Source organism: Nonomuraea roseola (assembly GCF_039535395.1).
In the GTDB taxonomy this organism is placed as follows: Bacteria; Actinomycetota; Actinomycetes; order Streptosporangiales; family Streptosporangiaceae; genus Nonomuraea; species Nonomuraea roseola.
The window spans coordinates 4563769-4584532 of record NZ_BAAAXC010000015.1 but is presented as its reverse complement, the minus strand read 5'-3'; the positions used below and the strand labels follow the sequence as shown (position 1 = coordinate 4584532).

The window sequence follows — 20764 nt, the reverse complement described above, 5'->3', positions numbered from 1 at the left end:
ATGAGCATGATCGCCGGATTCCTGCTCTCCGACAGGATCAGGGCGACGGAGCTGGGCACGTGGGTCGAGGCGACGGGGCCAGACGGGCGCAGGGCGGGCGCCCTGCGCTTCGATCCCGGGCTTCTGCTCACGCCGGGCGCGCGTGAGCGCCTCGTCCAGGCCGTGATCGTCGACCGCAGGCTGGCGGAGAGCGGCATGTCGGGGCTGGTGCCGATCGCCGACCTGGTGACGGCGGGGGAAGAGGTGTGGCTGCTTGCCGCCCACGCGGTCTCCCCCACGCTGTCGGAGCTGCTGAGCGCGCCCGCCATGGACCCTGCCAGCGCCGCGGCGGTGCTGGTGGAGAGCGCGCAGACGCTCGCCGCCCTGCACGCGGCGGGGCTGGCCCACGGCTCCTTCCACCCCGGCACGGTCCTGGTCGCCGAGGACGGGGCCACCCTGCTGGGCGAGCGCGGCCTCGCCGACGCGGTCAGAGGGTTACCGCCCGCTCCCGAACGCGACGTCACGGCCTGGGCGGCGCTGGCCAGAGGGCTCGCCGCCACCTGGGCCTCGGGCGCGCGGGGCGCGGCGGAGCTGTTCGAGCGGGCGGCGGTCACCGCCACCACCCGTGGTCTGCCCGCGGCCAGGGACGGCCTGCTGGCCGGACGCGAGGCGCTGCCCGGCGGCCTCATCAGCCGCGACCTGCTCGCCGAGACCGCCCGCCGCTGGGCACCGCCCGCCTCGCCTGGCGGCGCGGGCCCGCAGGTCAGGGACGAGGGCGAGATCGCCACGATGCTGAGGGTCCCTGGCCCCACGCAGGAGCCCGTGCACTTCGGCCCCGGCGTCACTCCCGCCGCCGCCCACGGCGAGACCACGGCGGAGAAGATCTGGAGGGACGGCTCGAGGCCCGGGGGCCCCGCCCGCTACGGCATGCGCGCGAAGAAGGCCGGCAGAGCCAGGCGCCGCAGGGCCGTCGTCTCCGCCGCGGTGTTCGCGCTGGTCATCGCCGGCGCGGTGCTGGCGTGGCTCTCTGTGCGCTCCTCACCCGATCTGGTCGTGCGGGCGGCGACGGTGAGCGCGCCCAAGACGCTGGGCTGCCGCAAGACCGCCACGATCACGGGGAGCCTGGTCACGAACGGCGAGGCGGGCAGGGTCACCTTCCAGTGGCTGCGCAGCGACAGGAAGGAGCCCATCGAGCAGACCGAGACCGTGCCCTCGGGCAAGACCACCCACACCGTGCAGCTGAGGTGGACGGTGAAGGGCGAGGCCACCGCCAAGCTCACGGCACGCCTACGCGTCCTGTCACCCATCCCCCAGGGACAGAAGATCGAGGACAAAGCGACATTCACGTATAAGTGCTGATCTACCCATGACAAAGCGGTTGTTATTAGTCTGGCGGCCATGACCACGCAGACCCCCGCAGGCTGGTACCCCGACCCCTACGGCTCGCCGCAGCTTCGGTGGTGGGACGGGGCCCAGTGGACCGACGCCACGCACCCCATGGAGCAGCGGCCGTCAGGCGCCCAGCAGTCCACGCCTCCGCAGGCAGGACCGCCCCCGGGGTCTCCTCAGGCAGGGTTTCCTCAGGCGGGGCCTCCGCAGGCGGGCTCCCCGCACCAGCCGCAGGCACCCGTGGTGGGGAGCACGCCGTACCACGGGGGCAACGCCGCCCCTTCGCAGCCGTACCAGGCACAGGGGCAGCACCCCGCGCCCGGCGGAGGCTGGGCGCAGGGGCCGGCCCCGCAGGGCGGCGGGTGGCCCGCCGCTCCCACCCAGCAGTACGGCCAGCAGCCGTGGGGCGGCGGAACCGCGCAGATGCCCAGGCCCGACTTCGGCCAGCCGCCCAAGTCGGGCGGCGGCGCGCTGCCGTGGGTACTCGGCGGGATCGGCGTGGTCCTGGTGCTCGCGCTGATCGCAGGCGCGGCGATCTTCCTCGTCAACAGGAGCAGCGGGACGACGGCCCAGCCGACCCCCGAGCCGGTCCCGAGCGCCAGCCAGAGCGAGCCGGCCCCCTCGCCGAGCCCGACGCCCAGCGAGTCGCCCACGCAGACGCCGCAGAGCCCCGGCGCCGAGCTGCCCCCCGCCGCGGGCGGCCGCATCACCGATCCCAGGACCGGCCTGTCCTTCGCCGCTCCAGGCGACCCGTGGGCGGTCCCCAAGTCCGCCGAGATCAACGCGCCCGACCCCAACATGCAGCAGTGGTCGGCGGGAACGTCGGCCGTCTCGCACGAGAAGTACGACGGCGAGAGCACCTGGACCGGCAGCATCTACACGGGCGAGCTCAACCCGATCTACCCCTACGAAGGCGTGCAGGGCCTGCGTGGCACCGTCGCCACCGTCTTCATCGACTTCGCCCGCTTCTACCCCATCAAGCACGAGCGGAAGATCCTCCAGGACAAGGCCATCACGGTCGACGGCCACAAGGGCTGGGTGCTGGAGTACGAGCTGGACTTCACCGCCGAGTCGGAGAAGAACGGCTACCAGTGGAAGAAGGAGCGGGGCGCGGTCGTGGTCGTCGACAGGGGCGAGGGCAAGCGCCCCGCGCTGCTGTACGCTTCGGTTCCCGACAACCTGGACACTGGTCTTGTCACTCAGGTGCTGAACTCTCTCAAGCTGTCCTGACCAGGGCACTAGGCTGGGGTTAATGAGCGAGCGGCGGATAGCTCCGAGCCGCTGGGCGAGGAGATTGATCGTATGAGTGACTTGCTGGTCTGGATCGACTGCGAGATGACCGGGCTCGACCTGGGGCGCGACGCGCTCATCGAGGTCGCCTGCGTCGTCACCGACAGCGAGCTGCGGCAGCTGGACGAAGGCGTCGACGTGGTCATCAAGCCCCCGTCCGAGGCGCTCGAGCAGATGTCGGAGGTGGTCCGCGAGATGCACACCGCCTCAGGGCTGCTGCCCGAGCTCGGCGAGGGCGTGACGCTCGCCGAGGCCGAGTCGCTGGTGCTCGACTACATCCGCGGTCACATCCCCGAGCCGAAGAAGGCGCCGCTGTGCGGCAACTCGATCGGCACCGACCGCACGTTCCTCTCCCGCGACATGCCTGCCGTCGACGCCTACCTGCACTACCGGATGATCGACGTCTCCTCCATCAAGGAGCTCGTGCGCCGCTGGTTCCCTCGCGTCTACTTCGCCGCGCCCGAGAAGCAGGGCGGGCACAGGGCTCTTGCCGACATCACCGAGAGCGTCCGCGAGCTGCGCTACTACCGCGCCACCGTGTTCGTGCCGCAGCCGGGGCCCGACTCGGCCACCGCCAGAACCCTCGCTGAGGGTGTGTCGCGTAACTGAGTGGCGCAAAGGGTCGCGAAGACCGCTACACTTTTCCATGTGCTGCTGCGGCGGCGCGAGCTTGGTGGGTGTAGCTCAGTTGGCAGAGCGCCAGGTTGTGGTCCTGGATGTCGGGGGTTCAAGTCCCCTCACTCACCCCAGGTGAAATGCCAGAAGGCCCGATCACTCCGGTGATCGGGCCTTCTGCGTGACCGGATGTCCCCGGGGCGGGAGCGGCCCGGCCTCCACAGCGTCGTCGGACGGCCCTCGCGGCCGCCTCCCCTCGTCGAGCGGACGCTCACGTGGTTCTTCGCCGAGCACGGACTCGAGAGCGTCGCCGTGCCTGCCCCGCGGGCCGACCACACCGCGGGCCGACCACACCGCGGCGGGCCGGCCGCACCAGCCGGCAGCGGGAGCCCCGCCGAGACCTACGTCGAGTGCCGCGTCGCTCCGGGGAGGAGTAAGGGACAGGAGCCTTGCCCGTTGATATCAAACGGGCAAGGCTGCCGTCCCTTCGGTGGACAGGAAAAAAATAACGTATCCGCCTGCTCGATTGCATGGTCATTCGTCGCGAGCCTCGAGTATCTCTGAAAAAGTCAACCAGTTGCTTCCCGGTGGCCAGGAACGCGCCGCGACGACCTCCCGCGCGTGCCAAGCCGACACTGAAACGCGCATTCTCCTGTCAATTATCCGACTGCTGGCGACAAACGCCCCGCGTGTCGCATGTGAGGGTTGCGGAGTAGGAATTTCACCGGAGAAGGATCGCGTGGTGAACAGATGACCAGGAAAAGACCAGCGCTGGCCGCCGCCTTGCTTTTCTGCTGCATGGGAAGCGGGTACGAGAGCGTGAATGCCGGGGAGCGGGCGCTGAACGCCGCACTGGAAATGCGCGGGGTCCCATATTCGTGGGGCGGCGGCGGGGCGAACGGCCCGAGTTTCGGAATCGGGCGCGGCGCCGCGACAGTCGGTTTCGACTGCTCGGGGCTCACACAATACGCGTGGGCACAGGCCGGGGTGCGCATCAAGCGCACGGCGCGCGGTCAGTGGCGAAACGGATGGCCGGTCCCCGAGGGGCAGGTGCGACCGGGAGATCTCGTCTTCTATGACAGCAATCCGGTGTCGCCGGGACCCGAGCACGTGGGCATCGCCGTCGACGGGGAGCGGATCGTGCACGCGCCGTCCACGGGCGGCTTCGTGACCTTCGCGCCGCTGGTCAGGCGCGGATACATGGGGGCGGTCCGCCCCGCTGAGACGGCACCGACGACCTCTGAGGTCGCTACCGGATGACCGGGGTTCCCGAGCGGGACGGACACGCTGACCTACCGGTTCAGGTGACGGCGAATCGCTCCAGAGCGTTGGTCGTCGTCACCTGAAATGCCTGGGTGCCCAGGCGTGTGCCGTTCTGAACGGCAAGTCCAGCCTCGTGCCATGCTGAGCGCGATGAACGGCCCGCTCTGGAGAAGCGGGCCGCCCAACTGACACCCGAAAGAACTGCGCCAGAAGGGGGATTGCAATTCGTTTCATCGGGACGGATAAGTGTCAGAACAATCTCGCGTCCAACCAGTCACGGACTAGTCTTCGCAGTTCTCCTGCTCAGCGTTCGCCAGGATGGCGATCTGGGTGTTGTTCAGGTTCAGAACGTTGCCCAGGATGCCACCGATGAGGCCGCCGGCGGCGACGTTGCTCTGCGAGCACTCGTGGTCCCCCTTCTCCGGCTTGGCGTAGTCCGCGTGAGCGGCGCCCGAAGTGGCGACGATGGCGCTGGCGATGGCTGCACCAACAAGAATGCGACGAAGCATGTTTGTGTCCTCCGTTGAGATGGCCCGCGGATAACCGCTGCCGCTAGTTTTTTCTGGCAGAGCACCAAAGCGCTCGGCAATCATAATGGGCTATCTGCCTGCTGTCTTTCAAGCGGATCCCACCCTGCCAGGACCAAAGGTCAGTATTCTTTCGGTAGTCCCGAGGGCCCTTAGCCCAAACCCGCGACCGAAGACTTTGTTTATGACGGAAGATTCCTTACCTGCATTCGAGAAATGACTCCTGTTCGTTTGGCCTCTCTTGGGCTGCGCGGAACGCGGGCGAAAGAAGGCCGCGGCGGGGCACTGACCCCGTACTGGTGCCGAGTTGACTACTTGGAGCATCTCCGGCATCGCACGGAAGCCCTGCGAGAATGGGAATCGGCGGAATTGCCATCAGGAAGCCGACGATGGTCTCACGGCGGCCAGGCAATTCCGCCGCCTCCGCCGAACAGCCCTCACGCCTCGTCCACAAATGCGCCCGCACCGCCCGTCGTGAATGCCTGCTCAGAGGCAGCGCCCCAGGGCGCGCACACCACGGCCGACCCGTCGCCCACGCCCCACCGAACGTGGGCGACGGCACCACCGCGATCGCGAGAGCCCCGACGTCGGCGGCGGCCGGCTACGGGCCGGCCCAGGCGACAGCCGCCACGCCACACCGCGCCCGACCGTCGGCCCGCTCATCGCGGCGCCCGCTCCCGCTCCCGGACGGTCAGGTGCTGATCGACCGCTGGAGGGGCGGTGGCACCGGCCCTCAGGACCGGTCTTTCGCATTTCTCTAGTGACTTTGGCCCCAAATAAGGACAATGCGAGTTATGCTCGCTGTCAACCGCTTACGCCGGAAGCACGGGGGCCAATCGGCGATCTGACCGACTTCGCTGTTCCGGAGGCCGGATGAGAGTCGACGACGCCGCACGCCTGAGCAAGCGTGAGGCCGAGGTGATGGATCTGATCGCGACAGGTCAGTCCAACGGCGAGATAGCACAACGGCTGTTTCTCAGCGAGAAGACAGTCAAGAACCACGTCAATCGCATCTATGCCAAGCTGGGTGCCGACTGCCGCATGACCGCGATCGGCCTCTGGCTCAACCGCGACACCTGACCGTCGCGCCCCGCTGTCCTACGCGCGCGCCCCGCCCGCCGAACGGACGAAGGTCCGCCGTCCTACGCGCGCCCTCCCGCCGTACGGACGAAGGTACGGCGGGCGGGCGCGAGCTTCACAGCGGGCGGGACAGTGCGCGTGACAGCGCCGCCACACCGTGCTCGAGGTCGGCGTCCTCGATGTTGAGCGCGGGCCGCAGGCGCACCGAGCGCTCCCCGCAGGGCAGCACCAGCACGCCCTCCTCCTCGCGCAGCCGGGTGATCAACGCCCCCCGACTGCCGGTGTCCGGCAGGTCGAAGGCGCACATGAAGCCCCTGCCCCGCACGTTGGAGACCAGCTCGGGCCGCTCGGCCTGAAGCTTGGCCAGCCCTTCGAGCAGCTGGACGCCCGCCTGGGCGACGCGCGGGATGAGCGCGTCGCGCTCGATGATCTCCAGCAGGCCGCGGGAGCGGACCATGTCGACCAGCCCGCCGCCCCATGTGGAGTTGATGCGCCCGCTGACCTCGAAGACGTTGTCGGGGACGAGGTCCACGCGGCGCCCCGCCATGACGCCGCCGACCTGCACCTTCTTGGCGAAGGCCACGATGTCCGGCTCCAGGCCGAGCTGCTGGTAGGCCCATGGCGTCCCGGTGGTGCCCGCACCGGTCTGCACCTCGTCGAGCACGAACAGCGCGTCGTGCTCGTGGCACAGGTCCTGCATGGCGCGCAGGAACTCGGGGCGCATGTGGTTGTCGCCGCCCTCGCCCTGGATCGGCTCGGCGATGAAGCAGGCGATGTCGTGCGGATGGCGGTCGAAGGCCGCCCTGGCCTGGGCGAGCGCCCGCTCCTCCGCCGCCTCCACGTCGCCGTGGTGGATCGCGGGCACCTCGATGCGCGGCCAGTCGAAGGCGGGGAAGCGCTCGGTCTTGAGCGGTTCGGTGTTGGTCAGCGAGAGGGTGTAGCCGGAGCGGCCGTGGAAGGCCCTGGTGAGGTGCATGACCCGGGTGCCGAGCTCCGGCGAGCGGCCCGCGGCCTCGTTGCGGCGGCTCTTCCAGTCGAAGGCGGTCTTGAGCGCGTTCTCCACCGCGAGCGCGCCGCCCTCCACGAAGAACAGGTGGGGAAGGGCGGGATCACCGAGCACGCGGCTGAAGGTCTCGACGAAACCGGCCAGTTCCTCGGTGTACATGTCGGGGTTGGCGGGCTTGTTCAGCGCGACCCTGCCGAGCAGCGCGGGGTCGAGCGGCGGGTTCACGCCCAGGGGGGCGGAGGCGAAGAAGGTGTAGAAGTCCAGGTAGCGGCGGCCGGTGCGGGCGTCGACGAGCCAGGAGCCCTGGCTGCGGTCGAGATCGAGCACCAGCCGGTAACCATCGACGAGCAGGTGGCGGGCGAGCCTTTCGAGTACGTCCATGTCCTCTCCCCCTCGAGCCGGATCACGACATACGTTCCCCCGTACCCCGCTCACATGTAAAGACTTTTCGTCGAAGACGCTTCTTTACGCGAGGTTCTTCACCCTGAACGAAAGAAGGATGATCGCGATGCCGTAGATGACGGCGTAGACGCCGATCAGCCAGGTGAGGGCGAGGGCGCCGGTGGCCGGCCACATGAGCAGCAGGATGCCGAAGACCACGGAGAGGAGGCCACCGATGATCAGCATCCACTCGTTGTCGATGGTCTTACGCAGCCGGATCCCCGCGAAGATCTCGGTGACCCCCGTGAAGATCGCCCAGAAGGCGATGACGTAGAGCAGGGCCAGGGTCGTGATGCCGGGCCAGACGAAGGCCACGATTCCGGCCAGGATGCCGAGCACGCCCGAGATGATGAGCCACGCCTTCGAGCCGGAGTCGTGGCGGAAGGCGGCGCCCAGCGAGAAGATGCCGCTGACGATGGCGTAGGCGCCGAAGAAGATGACCAGGACCCACAGGGTGATGCCGGGCCAGATCATCGCCAGGATGCCGAAGATGACCGCGCAGATGCCCCGGATGAGGATGAGCCACCAAGTGCTCGCCAATTGCTCCATACCGCTCTGCTATCCACAATCGCGGCGCGAGCAGCCCCCTGCCTGGTCAAATGTCGGCGATCAGAGCGTTTTCACCCATGGGAGTAGACCACGATCGAGACCGCGATGTACTGCACCAGATAGGCGGCCACGGTGAAGGCGTGGAAGACCTCGTGGAAGCCGAACCAGCGGGGCGAGGGGTCGGGTCTGCGCAGGCCGTAGACGATCGCGCCCGCGCTGTAGAGCACCCCTCCGACTGCCACCAGTGTCACCGCGGCGATCCCCGCCCCCTGCAGCAGCTGCGGCATCACGAAGATCGCGGTCCAGCCGAGCGCCAGGTAAAGGACGGTGTAGAGCCAGCGGGGCGCCGACATCCAGAACATCCTGAACAGCACGCCCGCCAGCGCTCCGCCCCAGGTCACGCCGAGCACGGCGATCCTGGGCAGCCCGTCGAGGGCCAGCAACGCGAAGGGCGTGTAGGTGCCCGCGATGATCAGGTAGATGTTGGCGTGGTCGAACCTGCGCAGCACCTCGGCCAGGCGGGGGCCCAGCGTGCTGCGGTGATAGGTGGCCGAGATGCCGAAGAGCAGGGCGGAGGTGATCGCGTAGACGGCGGAGGCGAGCCTGGCCTGCGTGGTCGGGCCCAGAGCGACCAGGACGAATCCGGCGACCAGAGCGATGGGCAGGGCTCCGGTGTGCAGCCAGCCGCGGAGTCGCGGCTTGGTGAAGGTGGCGACACTCGTCATGAAACCTACGGTAGCGTAGGTTACAGCGCTCCGAGGAAGCTGACGGCTATGGGAAGCGCCACTTTCGCGCCGGCTCCCCCGTGCTTGACGAAGACGCAGAAAGCCAGGTCGCCCCGGTAGCCGACGAACCAGGCGTGTGGCGGGCCGTCGCCGACCTCGGCCGTTCCCGTCTTGCCCGCCACGTCGGCGCCGAGCCCCGCCCCCTTGGCGGTGCCGTCGGCGACGACCTGCCGCATCATCGTCCGCAGCTCGCCCGCCACCCGCTGGTCGAGCGCGATCTCGGCGGGCGGAGCGCCGTCGAGCTTCCTCGCCGCCTTCGCGGTGACGAACCTGGGCGCGCGCCAGGTGCCGCTGCCGACGGCGGCGGCCAGCGTGGCCATGCACAGCGGCGAGGCCCTGACCGAGCCCTGACCGATCGCGTTCTCTCCCACCCTGTCGGGGTTGGCGGTCGGCTCGATGGCCCCGCACAGCCCGCCCACCCCTGTGGGCAGCACCCGCCTGCCGAAGCCCCACTCCTTGGCCACCTCGTCCAGGCGCGTCGCGCCGAGTCTGGTGACCGCCTGCTCGGCGAAGGTGGTGTTGCAGGACACCGCGAAGGCGCCCGCCAGCGACGAGGCCGTCACGCTCTCACTGGCGTTCTTGAAGGTCCTGCCGTTCGGGATGGTGAAGGAGGACGGGCAGGCCACCCCGCTGGAGGCCGAAAGACCCGCCTTCAGCAGGCCCGCCGCCGTGACCACCTTGAACGTCGAGCCCGGAGGGAAGAACCGCTGGAAGGCCGCCTTCTGCCCCAGCCTGTCGGCCACGGCCAGGATCTCACCGGTGCTCGCCTTGATCGCGACGATCGCCGCCTCTCTCGCGACCCCGTCCAGCGCCCTGGCCGCGGCCGCCTGCACCGGCCGCGACAGCGTCACGCGCACCTGCTTGGCGGGCGGCGGCTGGAAGACCACCAGCGTCCTGGGCTCCGCTCCCCGAGCGGCCGCCCTGATCGCCCAGCCGGTGTTCGTCTCGCCGAGCCGCTCCTTGAGCTCGTCGAGGTACGGCTCGGCGGCGCTGTCGTGCGGGAACTTCGCCCCCGACCTGGTGACCAGCTCGACCCCGGAGACCTCGATCTCCTCCAGAGCGAGGGCGCCGCCGTCCTTCAGGGCGGGATGCAGCGTCTCAGGCCCCCAGAGCACCTTCCACGCCCCCTCGCGGACGGCCAACCGCAACGTCCCCGCGAACCCCCACGGCCCCATGCCCGTCAGCTGTCGCGTCCCGGTGAACGGCAGCTCCGCCGCCTCCTCCCCCGTGACCTTGAGCGCGCCCGCCTGGAGGGTGAGGGCGTTCACCCTGAACTGCTCGGCGAAGGTCAGATGCCTGTCGGTGAAGTCGTTGGGCGGATCGGCCACCATGCGCTCCATCGAGGTGATGTCGCTGCGCTGCCACGCCGCCAGATAGGCGCCGGCCGTCGCCATGGCGTTCCCGCTCACCCCCGAGGCCGCCACGAAGGCGAATGCTCCCGCCCCCACGACCACCGCCAGGACGACCGAGAGCCCGACCAGCCTTCGCCTACGCATACGGTTCTCCCAGGAACAAGTTCCACCTCGTCTTACCAGAAAGGGAGCCGGAAGTGACACGTGGAGCGCGGGAGCCGATGCCCGGCCGCTATCCGGTGACCTTCGGCGAAGTCGAGCTGCTGAGGGATCTTGATCGGCAGCACGGATGGATGCTGTCCAAGGATGGTGTACCGCAGTCGTACGTGGATCTGGAAGATCCGACATATCTGGATTTCGAATATGTGCGGCTGATGGCCGACGTCATCGACGTCCTGCCCGACGGTCCGCTGAACTGTGTGCACGTCGGCGGCGGGGCCTGCACGATCCCCCGCTACGTCGCCGCCACCAGGCCAGGCTCCAGGCACATCGTTGTCGAGCCCGACGCGGCGCTGGTCGAGCTCGTCCGCTCCCAGCTCGACCTCCGCTCCGTGCCCAAGCTCAAGGTGCGCCTGCAAGGGGGACTCGAGGCCATCGCGGGCATCTGGGACGACTCCACCGACCTGCTCGTGCTCGACGCCTTCTCCGGGGCCATGATGCCCGTCGAGCTGGCCACCGCCGAGTACATGGCCGACCTCGCCCGTGTCCTGCGCCCCACCGGCACGCTGCTGATCAACCTGGCCGACGGCAAGGGCCTGGCCTTCGCCAGACGGCTGGTGGCCACCGTCCGCGGCACGTTCAGGCACGTCACGCTGCTGGCCGACCCCGGCGTCATGCGCGGCAGGAGATTCGGCAACCTGATCGTCGCCGCCTCCCCCGCCGAGCTGCCCGTCGACCTGCTCACCCGCCGCGCCGCCGGAGGCCTCACCCAGGCCCGCTGCGTGTACGGCGAGGCGCTGACGAACTTCGTGGCGGGCGCCCCTCCCATCCGCCAGGGCGACGCCGTTCTCGCTCCCGTCCCGCCCCCTGCGGTCTTCGGCCTGGAATAGTTGAAAACTAAACTTGGTTGCAGGGGTCGAGTACTCCAGGGAAGGAGCCCGAGATGCCCGCTGTAACCGTAGAGAACCCACTGGCCCTGCCGCGCGTGGCCGCGCCGGCTGATGCCGTGGCTCGCCCTGTGTTGGCCGTGACGACCGCGCCGAGCGGCTTTGAAGGTGAGGGCTTCCCCGTCCGTCGGGCGTTCGCCGGGATCAACTACCGCCACCTGGATCCGTTCATCATGATGGACCAGATGGGTGAGGTGGAGTACCAGCCTGGGGAGCCGAAAGGGACCCCGTGGCACCCGCACCGCGGCTTCGAGACCGTCACGTACATCATCGACGGGATCTTCGACCACCAGGACTCCAACGGTGGTGGCGGCACGATCACCAACGGCGACACCCAGTGGATGACGGCGGGCTCGGGCCTGCTGCACATTGAGGCTCCGCCGGAATCGCTGGTCGTGTCCGGCGGTCTCTTCCACGGGCTCCAGCTGTGGGTGAACCTCCCGGCGAAGGACAAGATGATGGCGCCGCGCTACCAGGACATCCGCGGCGGCAACGTCCAGCTGCTGACCACGCCCGACGGCGGCGCGCTGCTGCGCGTGATCGCCGGTGAGCTGGACGGGCATGCCGGTCCCGGTGTCACGCACACGCCGATCACGATGATCCACGCGACGGTGGCGCCGGGTGCGGAGGTGACGCTGCCGTGGCGGGAGGACTTCAACGGGCTGGCGTACGTGCTGGCTGGCAAGGGCTCGGTTGGTGCCGAGCGCCGTCCGATCCATCTGGGCCAGACTGCGGTCTTCGGGACCGGCGGTTCGCTGACCTTCCGCGCGGACGAGAAGCAGGACTCCCATACGCCGGACCTGGAGGTCGTCCTCCTCGGCGGGCAGCCGATCCGCGAGCCGATGGCTCACTACGGCCCGTTCGTCATGAACACCAGGGAAGAGCTTCAGCAGGCGTTCGAGGACTTCCAGAAAGGACGGTTGGGCACGATCCCGGCCGTGCACGGGATGTCTGAGGGCGGACTGTAGGGCTCGCCGAAGCTACATGCGGACGAGCCCCGACAGGGCTTCCGCCGACTGTGTGCGGACTGCACGGACAGCTGGACGCCCGGGTCGGTGTTTTGCGGACACGTCGGAAAGGGTGCTCCTATGGGAGTGCTAGCGGGAGCGGCGCTTGCCTTTCTCGCCGTCTCTGGCCTGTGCTGCTGCCCATGCCGTCAGTTGATGGATGGGCAGCACGGGTACGTCCGACGTCAGTACACGTGAGGTCACGAGGTCGCGGCTGGTGACCACGACGGGGGCAACGGTCCAGCCGCGAGTGTCGGGGCTGTCGGTGAATTGGTTCAGTGTGGGGGCCAGGTGAGTGCGGATCCGTTGCGCTCGTCTTGCGATCTTAAAGGCGGCGCTTTTGTCTCCTCGCAATAGCGCATCGGCTTCGTTGGCCAGTTCAGAGGGGTTCCGGGCCATCTCGAAGTCCTTGGCTTCCAGGATCGCGGCGCGCCCACGGGAGGCCCTCGAGGTGATCATCCTGGGCGGGCGGCCGATCGGCGAGCCGGTGGCCCACTACGGGCCCTTCGTGATGAACACGAAGGCCGAGCTGGTCCAGACCTTCGAGGACTACCAGTCGGGGCGCTTCGGCAGTGTCCCCCGCCGGCCACTGACCCACACCGGCATGCCACACGGCATGCCACATCGCGGGAGGTCCCGTCGCGATCGCGGCGGGGACCTCCCGCGTCGTCAGGCCCTACTGCAGGGTGAGGCAGGCGACGCGGGAGCCCGCCGTGCCGTCGGGAGAGGTGGGCTCGGCGTGGATGACCAGGGAGCGGGGCAGGCGGTCGCGGTTGAGTGTCCAGCTGTGGCGGGCCGAGGAGGTGCCCGCGCCCACCGTGTCGGTCTTCAGGTCGAGCCAGACCTCGTTGCTGGCGTCGGCGTGGGAGTGGGCGTGCTGGTAGTGGGGCCCGGCGTCGTCCGGCTTGGCGCCGCAGGGGTTGACGTGCAGGTGCACGCCGTACGCCCTGTTGGGCAGCAGCCCCTCGGCGACCAGGGACGAGCGGGTCTGGCCCGCGACCGACTCGACCGTGGCGCTGGCCTGCGCGCCGTCGGGCGCCAGCGCACGGTCGTAGACGATGACGGCGCCCGTGGTGGCGAACTGGCCGCCTCCCGAGATCCGCACGCCGTTCGGCGTGGGGCTGACGGCGACGCTCGGAGCGCAGGCCGCGGCTGCCGGCGCGGCGACCAGGAGGGCGAACAGCATGGCAGGCAGGCGCATCAGGGAACTCCCCAGAGGTGGCGACAGGCCGTCCACTCTAGTGAGTAATCAGCTGTTCACGCGCCGTGTTTGCGGGCGATGTCGTCGATGATGGCCGCCAGTTGGTGGTCGAGGTCGGTGAGGCCGCCCGCGTCATGGGTGGTCAGGGTGAGGTGCAGGGTGCGCCAGCGGATGTCGATGTCCGGATGGTGGTTGAGCTCCTCCGCCTTGACCGCGATCTCGTCGACGATGCGGATGGCCGTGGGGAAGTCCGGCGCCGTGACGGTGCGCCGGATCTCCTCGCCTTCCTGCTTCCATTCGCTCATGAGGCCCACGTTACTTCAGGGCGCCGGCTCCGAGCCCCGACTGGATCTGACGCTGGAAGATGATGTAGATGACCAGCACCGGGATGATCGCCAGGTTGAGCGCGGCGAAGAGGGCGGGCCAGTCGGCCTCGTAGCCGGCGATCGTGGAGATGTCGGCGATGCCCTGCGTGATGACCCACTTCTCCTTGTCGCCCGGCACCAGCGCCAGCGGCAGCAGGTACTGGTTCCACTGCCCCAGCACGTTGAAGATCGTGATGCTGATGATGCCCGGCTTGGCCATCGGCAGCATGACCTGGAAGAACGTCCGGGTATGGGAGGCGCCGTCGATCTTCGCCGCCTCGGCGACCGCCTCGGGCAGCGTGCGGAAGAACGCCGCGAGGAAGAAGACGGTGAACGGCAGCGAGTAGGCGATGTAGACGATGACCAGGCCGACGTGCGAGTCGAGCAGCCCGAACTGCTTGACGATGAAGAACAGCGGGCCGATGGCCAGGAAGACGGGGAAGGCCATCCCCGCCACGAACAGCAGGTAGATCAGGCGCTGGCCGGGGAAGGTGTAGCGGGCCAGGACGTAGGCGGCCATGGAGCCGAACAGCATGGTGCCCGCCGTGCCGAAGAGGACGACGACCACCGTGTTGATCATGTAGGTGCCGACGTTCGCCTTGTCCCAGGCGCGCGCCCAGTTGTCCCAGCGCAGCTCGGCCGGCAGTTGGAGCGCGTCGCCGAAGATCTCGGTGTTGTTCTTGAAGGCGGCCAGGAACGTCCAGACCAGCGGCAGGATGATCAGCAGGGCCCAGATGACGAGCGCGAGGTGCGAAAGGCCGCTGAAGACGTTGGGCTTGGGCTTGTTCCGCATGTCAGAGCTCGATCTTCTCGCGCCTGGAGACGCGCAGGGTCAGCACCGCGAAGGTGATGGTCAGGAAGAACAGGGCGACGCCCATCGCCGAGGCGTAACCGACCTTGTTGTAGGAGAAGGCGGTCTTGTAGATCTCGACGGGCAGCACGGTCGTGGCGCCGTCGGGGCCGCCCGCGGTCACCGACAGCACCTGGACCAGCGCGAAGCAGTCGAAGGCCGCGATGCCGAGGTAGACCCAGCCGACCTGGATCGTGTCGCGCAGCAGCGGCAGCGTGATGGAGAAGAACAGCCTGAAGCGCCCCGCGCCGTCGAGCGCGGCGGCCTCGAAGTAGTCCTTGGGGATGGCGGCCATGCCCGCGGAGAACAGCACCACGTAGAAGCCGACCGCCTGCCAGATCATCACGGCCAGCAGCGACCACAGCGCGAGGCTGGGCTCGGTGAGCCAGCCGACGGGGTCGAAACCCAGCTTGATCAGCGCGCCGTTGATGACACCGCTCTCGTCAGGCCGGTAGATGGCCTTCCACAGCACGCTGACGACAGCGACGGCGAGCACCTGGGGGGCGAAGAAGACCACCTTGTAGAAGGTGGACCCCCAGACGCCCCTCATGCCCGAGCCGCGCGACCCGCCGCCCAGGTTGAGCAGGAAGGCGAAGAACAGCGCCAGCGCGATGGTCAGGAGCGGCAGCACGAGCAGGATCACCGCGTGGTTGCGTATCGCCTGCCAGAAGACCTCGTCACCGAAGAGCTTGCCGAAGTTGGCCAGGCCGACGTAGGTCGGGTTCCTCTGGTATCCGTTCCAGCTCGTCAGCGCCAGTTGGAACGCCTGGATGTAGGGGCTGATGACGAAGACCAGATAGAGGGTCAGCGGGACGACGAGAAACCCGGCGACGAACCCGTACTTGCGCAACCGCTCCATGCTCACCGGTCGCTCACCACTCCTCATTCGCTACGCGGACCCGCTCGTCCCTCACGGGCCCACTTCGCTCACTGCGTCGGGTTCGCTCCATTGTGTTTAGGCGTTCCTCGTCTGCTTCGCGATCGAGGAGTCGGCCTTGATGTCGTCGGCCTTCTTCTGGACCTTGTCCAGGTACTCCTCGACGGTCAGGCGGCCTGCCATCAGCGTGTTCTGCTGCTGCCAGGCGTAGTCGAACAGCTCCTTGTACCAGCCCTCGAAGCGCGCGTCGGTGATGATGTTCTGACCGGCGGCGTCCTGCGCCTTGGCGGCGCTGACCAGGCCGGGGGTCAGGTCGAGGCCCTCTGCGGCGCCGTTGACGACGGTGAGGTTCTTGGTCTTCTCCGTGAAGCCCTTCGCGCCCTCCTTGGAGAGCATGAGGCGCATGTACTCCAGGCCGCCCTCCGGGTTCTTGCCCTTGGCGGCGACGACGAAGTTCTCGCCGACGCCGACCTGGATGGCTCCGTAGGGCATCTTGTCGGCGGCGGTGATGCTGGGGATGGGCGCGATGGCGTACTCGAAGTCCTTGGGCTTGTCCTTGACCATCTCGTTCTCGAGCCAGGAGCCGCAGGGGTAGAACAGCACCTTGTGCTGCAGGTGCTTGATCTGGGTCTGGGTGTGGTCGAGGCCGAGGTAGGACTTGTCGCCGAAGGCGGTCTGGATCTCGAGCCACGCGGTCACGGAGGCCTTGACCGCCTCGGACTTCCAGGCGTTGTCGACGAGGTTGTCGATGTCGATGATGACCTGGTTGCCGCCGATCTTCGCGGCGGAGTAGAGCATGTTCCAGAGCTGGTAGTACGGGCCCTTCTGGCCGGGGAAGGCGAACAGGACGATGCCCTCCTTCTTCGCGGTCTCGCCGAGGGCCTTGAACTCCTCCCAGGTGGTCGGGAGGGTCCAGCCCTTGTCGGCGAAGAGCTTCGAGTCGTACCAGAGGGCGCGGTGCGACACGATGTAGTTGAGGACCAGGTCCTGGCCGTTGAGCTTGGCGTTCTCGAGGGCGGCGGGGGTGACGGTGTCGCGGACCTTCTTGCCGGGGTCGTCGACCGAGGGGGCGTCCCACAGCGGGGTGAGGTCGGCGAGGTGGCCCTCGGCGGCCAGGGCGGCCAGGTCGAGCGCCTCGGGGCCCGAGTTGTTGACGACGTCGGGCACGTCGCCGCTGAGGAAGCGGGGGCGGAGCTGGGTGCCGATGTTCTGGGTGCCGACGTGCTTGATCTGCACACCCGCGTGGGCCTTGGTGTAGAGCGGCTGGTGGACGCCTGTGGCATAGGCGTCGCTGAGGCCACCGCTGAAGATGACCACCTCGAGCGGCTTCTTGGCGTCGACGCCGAGCGGGTTGGTGGCCGAGACGAGGCTGGAGACCGAGGGGCCGGCGCTGGCCGAGGCCGCGGGCTCGGGTCCGCCGCCGGTGGCGCAGGCGCTGAGGAGGCCCGCACCGGGGCCGGCGACGAGAGCGGTCATGCCGATCCGGCGCAGCAGCTGACGCCTGGTGATCTCTCCCGGGTGGGTCATGGGGGGCTCTCCTCATGAAGGGATCAATTAGGAAAGTTTCCTAAACGTTTGCCTGAAGGTACGGAGGGCTCGCGACCTGGGTCAAGACCTCGAGACGCAGCTGTGACCTTGAGATGTCACACCGTGACCCTTGCCCAGAACCTTCTTCTGCTGTGAGGCTGATTCCATGATTGAGGAGTACGCGGACCGCGTCTGGCGTGGCGAAGAGGCTGACAGCATCGTCGACAACGGCATGGACGGCAAGGGCGTCCAGCAGATCACCGACGGTCTCGGCTGGTGGCCCGGGTTCGGCAACGTGATCGCCTTCGAGACCGAGGGCGAGCTGACGCTCTTCGACACCAGCAGCGGATTCTCGGCCGCCCGGATGCACCAGGACGTGCGCGCGTGGAGCGGCGCGCCGCTGACGACGGCCTTCTTCTCCCACGGCCACTTCGACCACGTGTACGGCCTCGGCCCCTTCGAGCAGGAGGGCCGCAGGGCCACGGTCTACGCCCACGAGGCGGTGAGCGCCCGCTTCGACCGCTACATCCTCACCAACGGATACAACGCGATCATCAACCAGCGCCAGTTCCAGGCGCCGAACCTGCGCTGGCCGAGCGACTACCGCTACCCCGACGTGACCTACCGCGACTCCCTCACCGTGCGCAGGGGCGGGCTGACCTTCGAGCTGTTCCACGCCAAGGGCGAGACCGACGACGCGACGGTGGGCTACGTCCCCGAGCACCGGCTGCTGCTCCCCGGCGACCTGTTCATCTGGGTGACGCCCAACTGCGGCAACCCGCAGAAGGTGCAGCGCTACCCGCGCGAGTGGGTGCACGCGCTGCGCAGGATGGCCTCGCTGGACGCCGAGATCATGCTGCCTAGCCACGGGGCGCCCGTCTTCGGCGCCGACCGCGTCAGGCAGGCGCTGCTGGAGACCGCCGAGTGGCTGGAGCACCTGGTCACCCAGACGCTGGACCTGCTCAACGCGGGCGCCCGCCTGGACGAGATCGTGCACACCGTCAGGCCGCTCGACCGCTACGCCGACCGGCCGTACCTGCGGGCCCGCTACGACGAGCCCGAGTTCGTCGTGCGCAACATCTGGCGGCTGTACGGCGGCTGGTACGACGGCAACCCCGCCCACCTGAAGCCCGCGCCCGACGCCGTGCTCGCCACCGCGGTGGCCGAACTGGCCGGAGGCGCCTCCGTGCTGGCCGACGCGGCGCTGAAGGCGCTGGGCGAGGGCGACGAGCGCCTGGCGGGCCACCTGGCCGAGATGGCCGCGCTGGCCGCGCCCGGCGACGCCGGCGTGCACCGCGTGCGGGCCGAGGTCTTCGGCACGCGCGCGGCCGGCGAGATCTCGCTGATGTCCAAGGGCATCTTCACCTGGGCGGCGTCGGAGTCGTCCAAGATCGCCGGCGCCTAGGACCCCAGGTGCGCCCTCGTCTCGGCGAAGGCCCTGTCGGTGCCTTCGAGGGCGCGAGCGACGTCGTCCTCGGTGTGTGCAGCCGACATGAACCAGTTGTGCCAGGGGTGGATGTAGACGCCGTTCCTCAGGCAGGCGTCGCTCCAGTACATCGCGGTCGACAGGTCGGCGTCGCCGTCGAAGCTCAGCCAGGGGATGGTCACGGGCCCCGTCTGGTCGACCGTGAAACCGTGCGCCTTGGCCTGGGCGTACAGGCCCTCGCGCAGCCTGGTCCCCGAGCGGAACATCGTCGCGATGCCGTCGGTGTCGCGCAGCGTCTCGATGGTCGCCTTCGCCGCGGCCATCGCGACCGCGCTGAACCAGAACGATCCGGTCGAGTAGAGCGTCTGGGCGGGGCCGCGAAGCGCGTCGACGCCGGTGACCGCGGCGATGGGGTAGCCGTTGGCCATGGCCTTCGACCACGCCGTCAGGTCGGGGCGCACGCCGTACTGCTCCCATGAGCCGCGCAGGTCGATGCGGAAGCCGGCGCGCACGTCGTCGATGACGAGCGCCGCGCCGAGGCGGTCGGCGAGGGCGCGGGCGCCGCGCGCGAAGGCGGGCTCGACGAGCTCCTGGTCCTCGAAGGAGTCGTGCTTGAAGGGGGTGACGATGATCGCGGCCACGTCACCCTCGACGGTGGCGGCGGCGGCCTCCAGCGACTCCAGGGAGTTGTAGGCGAACTCGACGAGGTCGGCGCGCTCGTTGGGGGTGGTGCCCGCGGTCGAGGGCGTGCACCAGGGGTCGGCGCCGTGGTAGGCGCCGTGGGCCATGAGCACCTTCGTACGGCCGGTCGCCGCGCGCGCCACCATGAGCGCCTGGGTGGTGGCGTCGGTGCCGTTCTTGGAGAACATCGCCCAGTCGGCGCTCGGGATCGTGTCCACGAGCAGCTCGGCCAGCTCCACCATGACCGGGCCAGGACCGTTGAGGCAGTCGCCCTCGGCGAGCTGGCGGGCGGCGGCCTCCTCGACCACGGGGTGACGGTGGCCGAGCACGACGGGGCCCCACGAGCACATGAAGTCGATGTACTCACGGCCGTCCACGTCCCACTGCCTGCAGCCCTCGCCCCTGGCGAAGAACTGGGGGTAGCCGGGGGCGAAGATGGCCGCGTTGAGGTGACCGTACATGCCGCCGGGGATGACCTGCCGCGCGCGCTCGCGCAGCTCAGCGTCCTTCATCGAAGATCCCTTCCAGATCGCCTGCGTCCGAGCCGAGCCCGGTGGCCACGCGGGCCGCGGCCGCGGTGCCCCAACGGGCGGCGGTGACGACGTCGCGTCCGCGCAGCAGCCCGGTGAGGAAGCCCGCGCAGTAGGCGTCGCCGCAGCCGGTGGTGTCGTTGACCTCCACCTCCAGCGCGGGCACGCGGGTCGAGCCCTCGGCGGTGACGACGAGGCTGCCCTCCTCGCCGAGCGTGACCAGCACCCCCGAGACGCCGTCGGCCAGGAGCGCGGCCGCGGCCTCCTCCACGGTGTCCGCTCCCGTCATGGCCAGCGCCTGCGCGGCGTTGGGCAGCACGTGGTCCACGTGCGGCAGGAACGACCTCGCCATGGCCAGCAGGTCCGGCATCTCGGACAGCAGGTCCATGGTGACGATCGTCCCGCGCTCCCTGAGGGAGTCGAGGACGTCGAAGAAGGCGGGCTCGCCCAGGCCGAAGGTGACATCCATGCCGCCCAGGTGGACGGCCCTCGCGCCGCGCAGCACCTCGACGTCGAGGTCGGCGAGGCTCACGCTCAGGTTCGCGCCCGGCACGTGGAAGCTGGGCCTGCCGCCGTCCGGCCTGATCGGCAGGATGGAGGCGGCGGTCTGCTCGCCCGTGCGGCGGGCCAGCAGCGACACGTCCACGCCATGCCTGGACATGATCATCAGCAGGAAGTCACCGAGCTCGTCGTCGCCGATCGCCCCCATGGACGTCACCTTGTTGCCCAGCTTCACCAGGTCGACGGCGGTCCCCGCCGCCGCTCCCGCCGCCGTGAGACGGATCTGGTCGACCAGGACCGTGTCCTGCCCCGCAGGGATCGTCTCGACGGGCCGGGTGAGGATGTCCACGATGTGCACGCCTACGGTCACCACGCTCATGGCCGGTAGTAGACAGACGTCCGAATAAAAAGTCAATA

Annotated in this window: 21 protein-coding genes, 1 tRNA gene and 1 pseudogene; 10 read left to right on the top strand and 13 right to left on the bottom strand. The window is 68.9% G+C overall.

The features are described from left to right. The 5 genes from ABFX55_RS45255 (at nt 1) to ABFX55_RS45235 (ending at nt 4533) form a co-directional block, all read left to right on the top strand. A complete protein-coding gene (locus tag ABFX55_RS45255) occupies nt 1-1338 on the top strand; it encodes a protein kinase family protein (protein WP_346129944.1) in 1338 nt (445 codons plus the stop codon). A 39-nt stretch (nt 1339-1377) separates the two neighbouring features. Further along, a complete protein-coding gene (locus ABFX55_RS45250; RefSeq protein WP_346129942.1) occupies nt 1378-2598 on the top strand; it encodes a DUF2510 domain-containing protein in 1221 nt (406 codons plus the stop codon). A 72-nt stretch (nt 2599-2670) separates the two neighbouring features. Continuing rightward, nucleotides 2671-3267, top strand: a complete 597-nt coding sequence (gene orn / locus ABFX55_RS45245; protein ID WP_346129940.1) for an oligoribonuclease — start codon at nt 2671-2673, stop codon at nt 3265-3267. 64 nt (nt 3268-3331) lie between these two features. Continuing rightward, a tRNA-His gene (locus ABFX55_RS45240) sits at nt 3332-3407 on the top strand. Between the two features lie 616 nt (nt 3408-4023). Then, complete coding sequence (locus ABFX55_RS45235; RefSeq protein ID WP_346129939.1) at nt 4024-4533, top strand: C40 family peptidase; 510 nt, start codon at nt 4024-4026, stop codon at nt 4531-4533. Nucleotides 4534-4817: 284 nt separating this feature from the next. Here ABFX55_RS45235 and ABFX55_RS45230 read toward each other — a convergent pair whose 3' ends face one another. Then, nucleotides 4818-5129, bottom strand: coding sequence for a hypothetical protein (locus ABFX55_RS45230; RefSeq protein WP_346129937.1), 312 nt, complete (start codon nt 5127-5129; stop codon nt 4818-4820). Between the two features lie 807 nt (nt 5130-5936). Between ABFX55_RS45230 and ABFX55_RS45225 the strand changes: the two genes are divergently transcribed. After that, nucleotides 5937-6143 carry a helix-turn-helix domain-containing protein gene (locus ABFX55_RS45225; protein ID WP_379479044.1) on the top strand — a complete coding sequence of 69 codons (207 nt, stop codon included), beginning with the start codon at nt 5937-5939 and terminating at the stop codon, nt 6141-6143. A 115-nt stretch (nt 6144-6258) separates the two neighbouring features. On the opposite strand, the gene lat is transcribed toward ABFX55_RS45225, so the two are convergent. From lat to ABFX55_RS45205, 4 genes are all read right to left on the bottom strand, one after another. After that, entirely contained in the window at nt 6259-7530 is a 1272-nt protein-coding gene (gene lat / locus ABFX55_RS45220) for an L-lysine 6-transaminase (protein WP_346129935.1), read from the bottom strand. Nucleotides 7531-7614: 84 nt separating this feature from the next. Next, complete coding sequence (locus ABFX55_RS45215; protein WP_346129934.1) at nt 7615-8139, bottom strand: HdeD family acid-resistance protein; 525 nt, start codon at nt 8137-8139, stop codon at nt 7615-7617. A gap of 71 nt (nt 8140-8210) precedes the next feature. Further along, nucleotides 8211-8864: a PAQR family membrane homeostasis protein TrhA gene (gene trhA / locus ABFX55_RS45210; RefSeq protein ID WP_346129932.1), complete on the bottom strand. Its 654-nt coding sequence runs from the start codon at nt 8862-8864 to the stop codon at nt 8211-8213. A gap of 20 nt (nt 8865-8884) precedes the next feature. Then, complete coding sequence (locus ABFX55_RS45205) at nt 8885-10420, bottom strand: penicillin-binding transpeptidase domain-containing protein (protein WP_346129931.1); 1536 nt, start codon at nt 10418-10420, stop codon at nt 8885-8887. Nucleotides 10421-10497: 77 nt separating this feature from the next. Here ABFX55_RS45205 and ABFX55_RS45200 point away from each other — a divergent pair, with 77 nt between their 5' ends. Beyond that, nucleotides 10498-11325 carry a spermidine synthase gene (locus ABFX55_RS45200; protein WP_346131443.1) on the top strand — a complete coding sequence of 276 codons (828 nt, stop codon included), beginning with the start codon at nt 10498-10500 and terminating at the stop codon, nt 11323-11325. A gap of 95 nt (nt 11326-11420) precedes the next feature. Beyond that, entirely contained in the window at nt 11421-12350 is a 930-nt protein-coding gene (locus ABFX55_RS45195) for a pirin family protein (RefSeq protein WP_346129929.1), read from the top strand. A gap of 129 nt (nt 12351-12479) precedes the next feature. On the opposite strand, the gene ABFX55_RS45190 is transcribed toward ABFX55_RS45195, so the two are convergent. Continuing rightward, nucleotides 12480-12848 (bottom strand): hypothetical protein, encoded by a 369-nt coding sequence (locus ABFX55_RS45190; protein ID WP_346129927.1) that lies wholly within the window; start codon nt 12846-12848, stop codon nt 12480-12482. Here ABFX55_RS45190 and ABFX55_RS45185 point away from each other — a divergent pair. After that, nucleotides 12841-12900, top strand: a pseudogene (locus ABFX55_RS45185) (pirin-like C-terminal cupin domain-containing protein); the annotation flags it as partial. The gene ABFX55_RS45190 and the pseudogene ABFX55_RS45185 overlap by 8 nt on opposite strands. Before the next feature lie 165 nt (nt 12901-13065). On the opposite strand, the gene ABFX55_RS45180 reads toward ABFX55_RS45185, so the two are convergent. From ABFX55_RS45180 to ngcE, 5 genes are all read right to left on the bottom strand, one after another. Then, on the bottom strand, nt 13066-13590 hold the full coding sequence (locus tag ABFX55_RS45180) for a superoxide dismutase family protein (RefSeq protein ID WP_346129926.1): 525 nt from the start codon (nt 13588-13590) through the stop codon (nt 13066-13068). Between the two features lie 56 nt (nt 13591-13646). Continuing rightward, the gene (locus ABFX55_RS45175) at nt 13647-13895 is read right to left on the bottom strand and encodes a 4a-hydroxytetrahydrobiopterin dehydratase (protein ID WP_183656810.1); all 249 of its coding nucleotides are present in this window, start codon (nt 13893-13895) and stop codon (nt 13647-13649) included. Between the two features lie 10 nt (nt 13896-13905). Next, a complete protein-coding gene (locus ABFX55_RS45170) occupies nt 13906-14748 on the bottom strand; it encodes a carbohydrate ABC transporter permease (RefSeq protein WP_183656808.1) in 843 nt (280 codons plus the stop codon). Nucleotide 14749: 1 nt separating this feature from the next. Further along, entirely contained in the window at nt 14750-15664 is a 915-nt protein-coding gene (locus tag ABFX55_RS45165) for a carbohydrate ABC transporter permease (RefSeq protein ID WP_346131441.1), read from the bottom strand. Between the two features lie 96 nt (nt 15665-15760). Continuing rightward, nucleotides 15761-17209: an N-acetylglucosamine/diacetylchitobiose ABC transporter substrate-binding protein gene (gene ngcE / locus ABFX55_RS45160; protein WP_346129924.1), complete on the bottom strand. Its 1449-nt coding sequence runs from the start codon at nt 17207-17209 to the stop codon at nt 15761-15763. A gap of 166 nt (nt 17210-17375) precedes the next feature. Here ngcE and ABFX55_RS45155 point away from each other — a divergent pair, with 166 nt between their 5' ends. Further along, nucleotides 17376-18614, top strand: a complete 1239-nt coding sequence (locus ABFX55_RS45155; protein ID WP_346129922.1) for an alkyl sulfatase dimerization domain-containing protein — start codon at nt 17376-17378, stop codon at nt 18612-18614. Here ABFX55_RS45155 and ABFX55_RS45150 read toward each other — a convergent pair. Both ABFX55_RS45150 and ABFX55_RS45145 read right to left on the bottom strand, forming a co-directional pair. After that, nucleotides 18611-19828 (bottom strand): aminotransferase class III-fold pyridoxal phosphate-dependent enzyme, encoded by a 1218-nt coding sequence (locus ABFX55_RS45150; RefSeq protein WP_346129920.1) that lies wholly within the window; start codon nt 19826-19828, stop codon nt 18611-18613. The two genes, ABFX55_RS45155 and ABFX55_RS45150, sit on opposite strands and share 4 nt — an antisense overlap. Further along, nucleotides 19815-20726 (bottom strand): carbohydrate kinase family protein, encoded by a 912-nt coding sequence (locus tag ABFX55_RS45145; RefSeq protein ID WP_346129918.1) that lies wholly within the window; start codon nt 20724-20726, stop codon nt 19815-19817. The genes ABFX55_RS45150 and ABFX55_RS45145 overlap by 14 nt, the downstream gene beginning before the upstream one ends. Between the last annotated feature and the right edge of the window lie 38 nt (nt 20727-20764).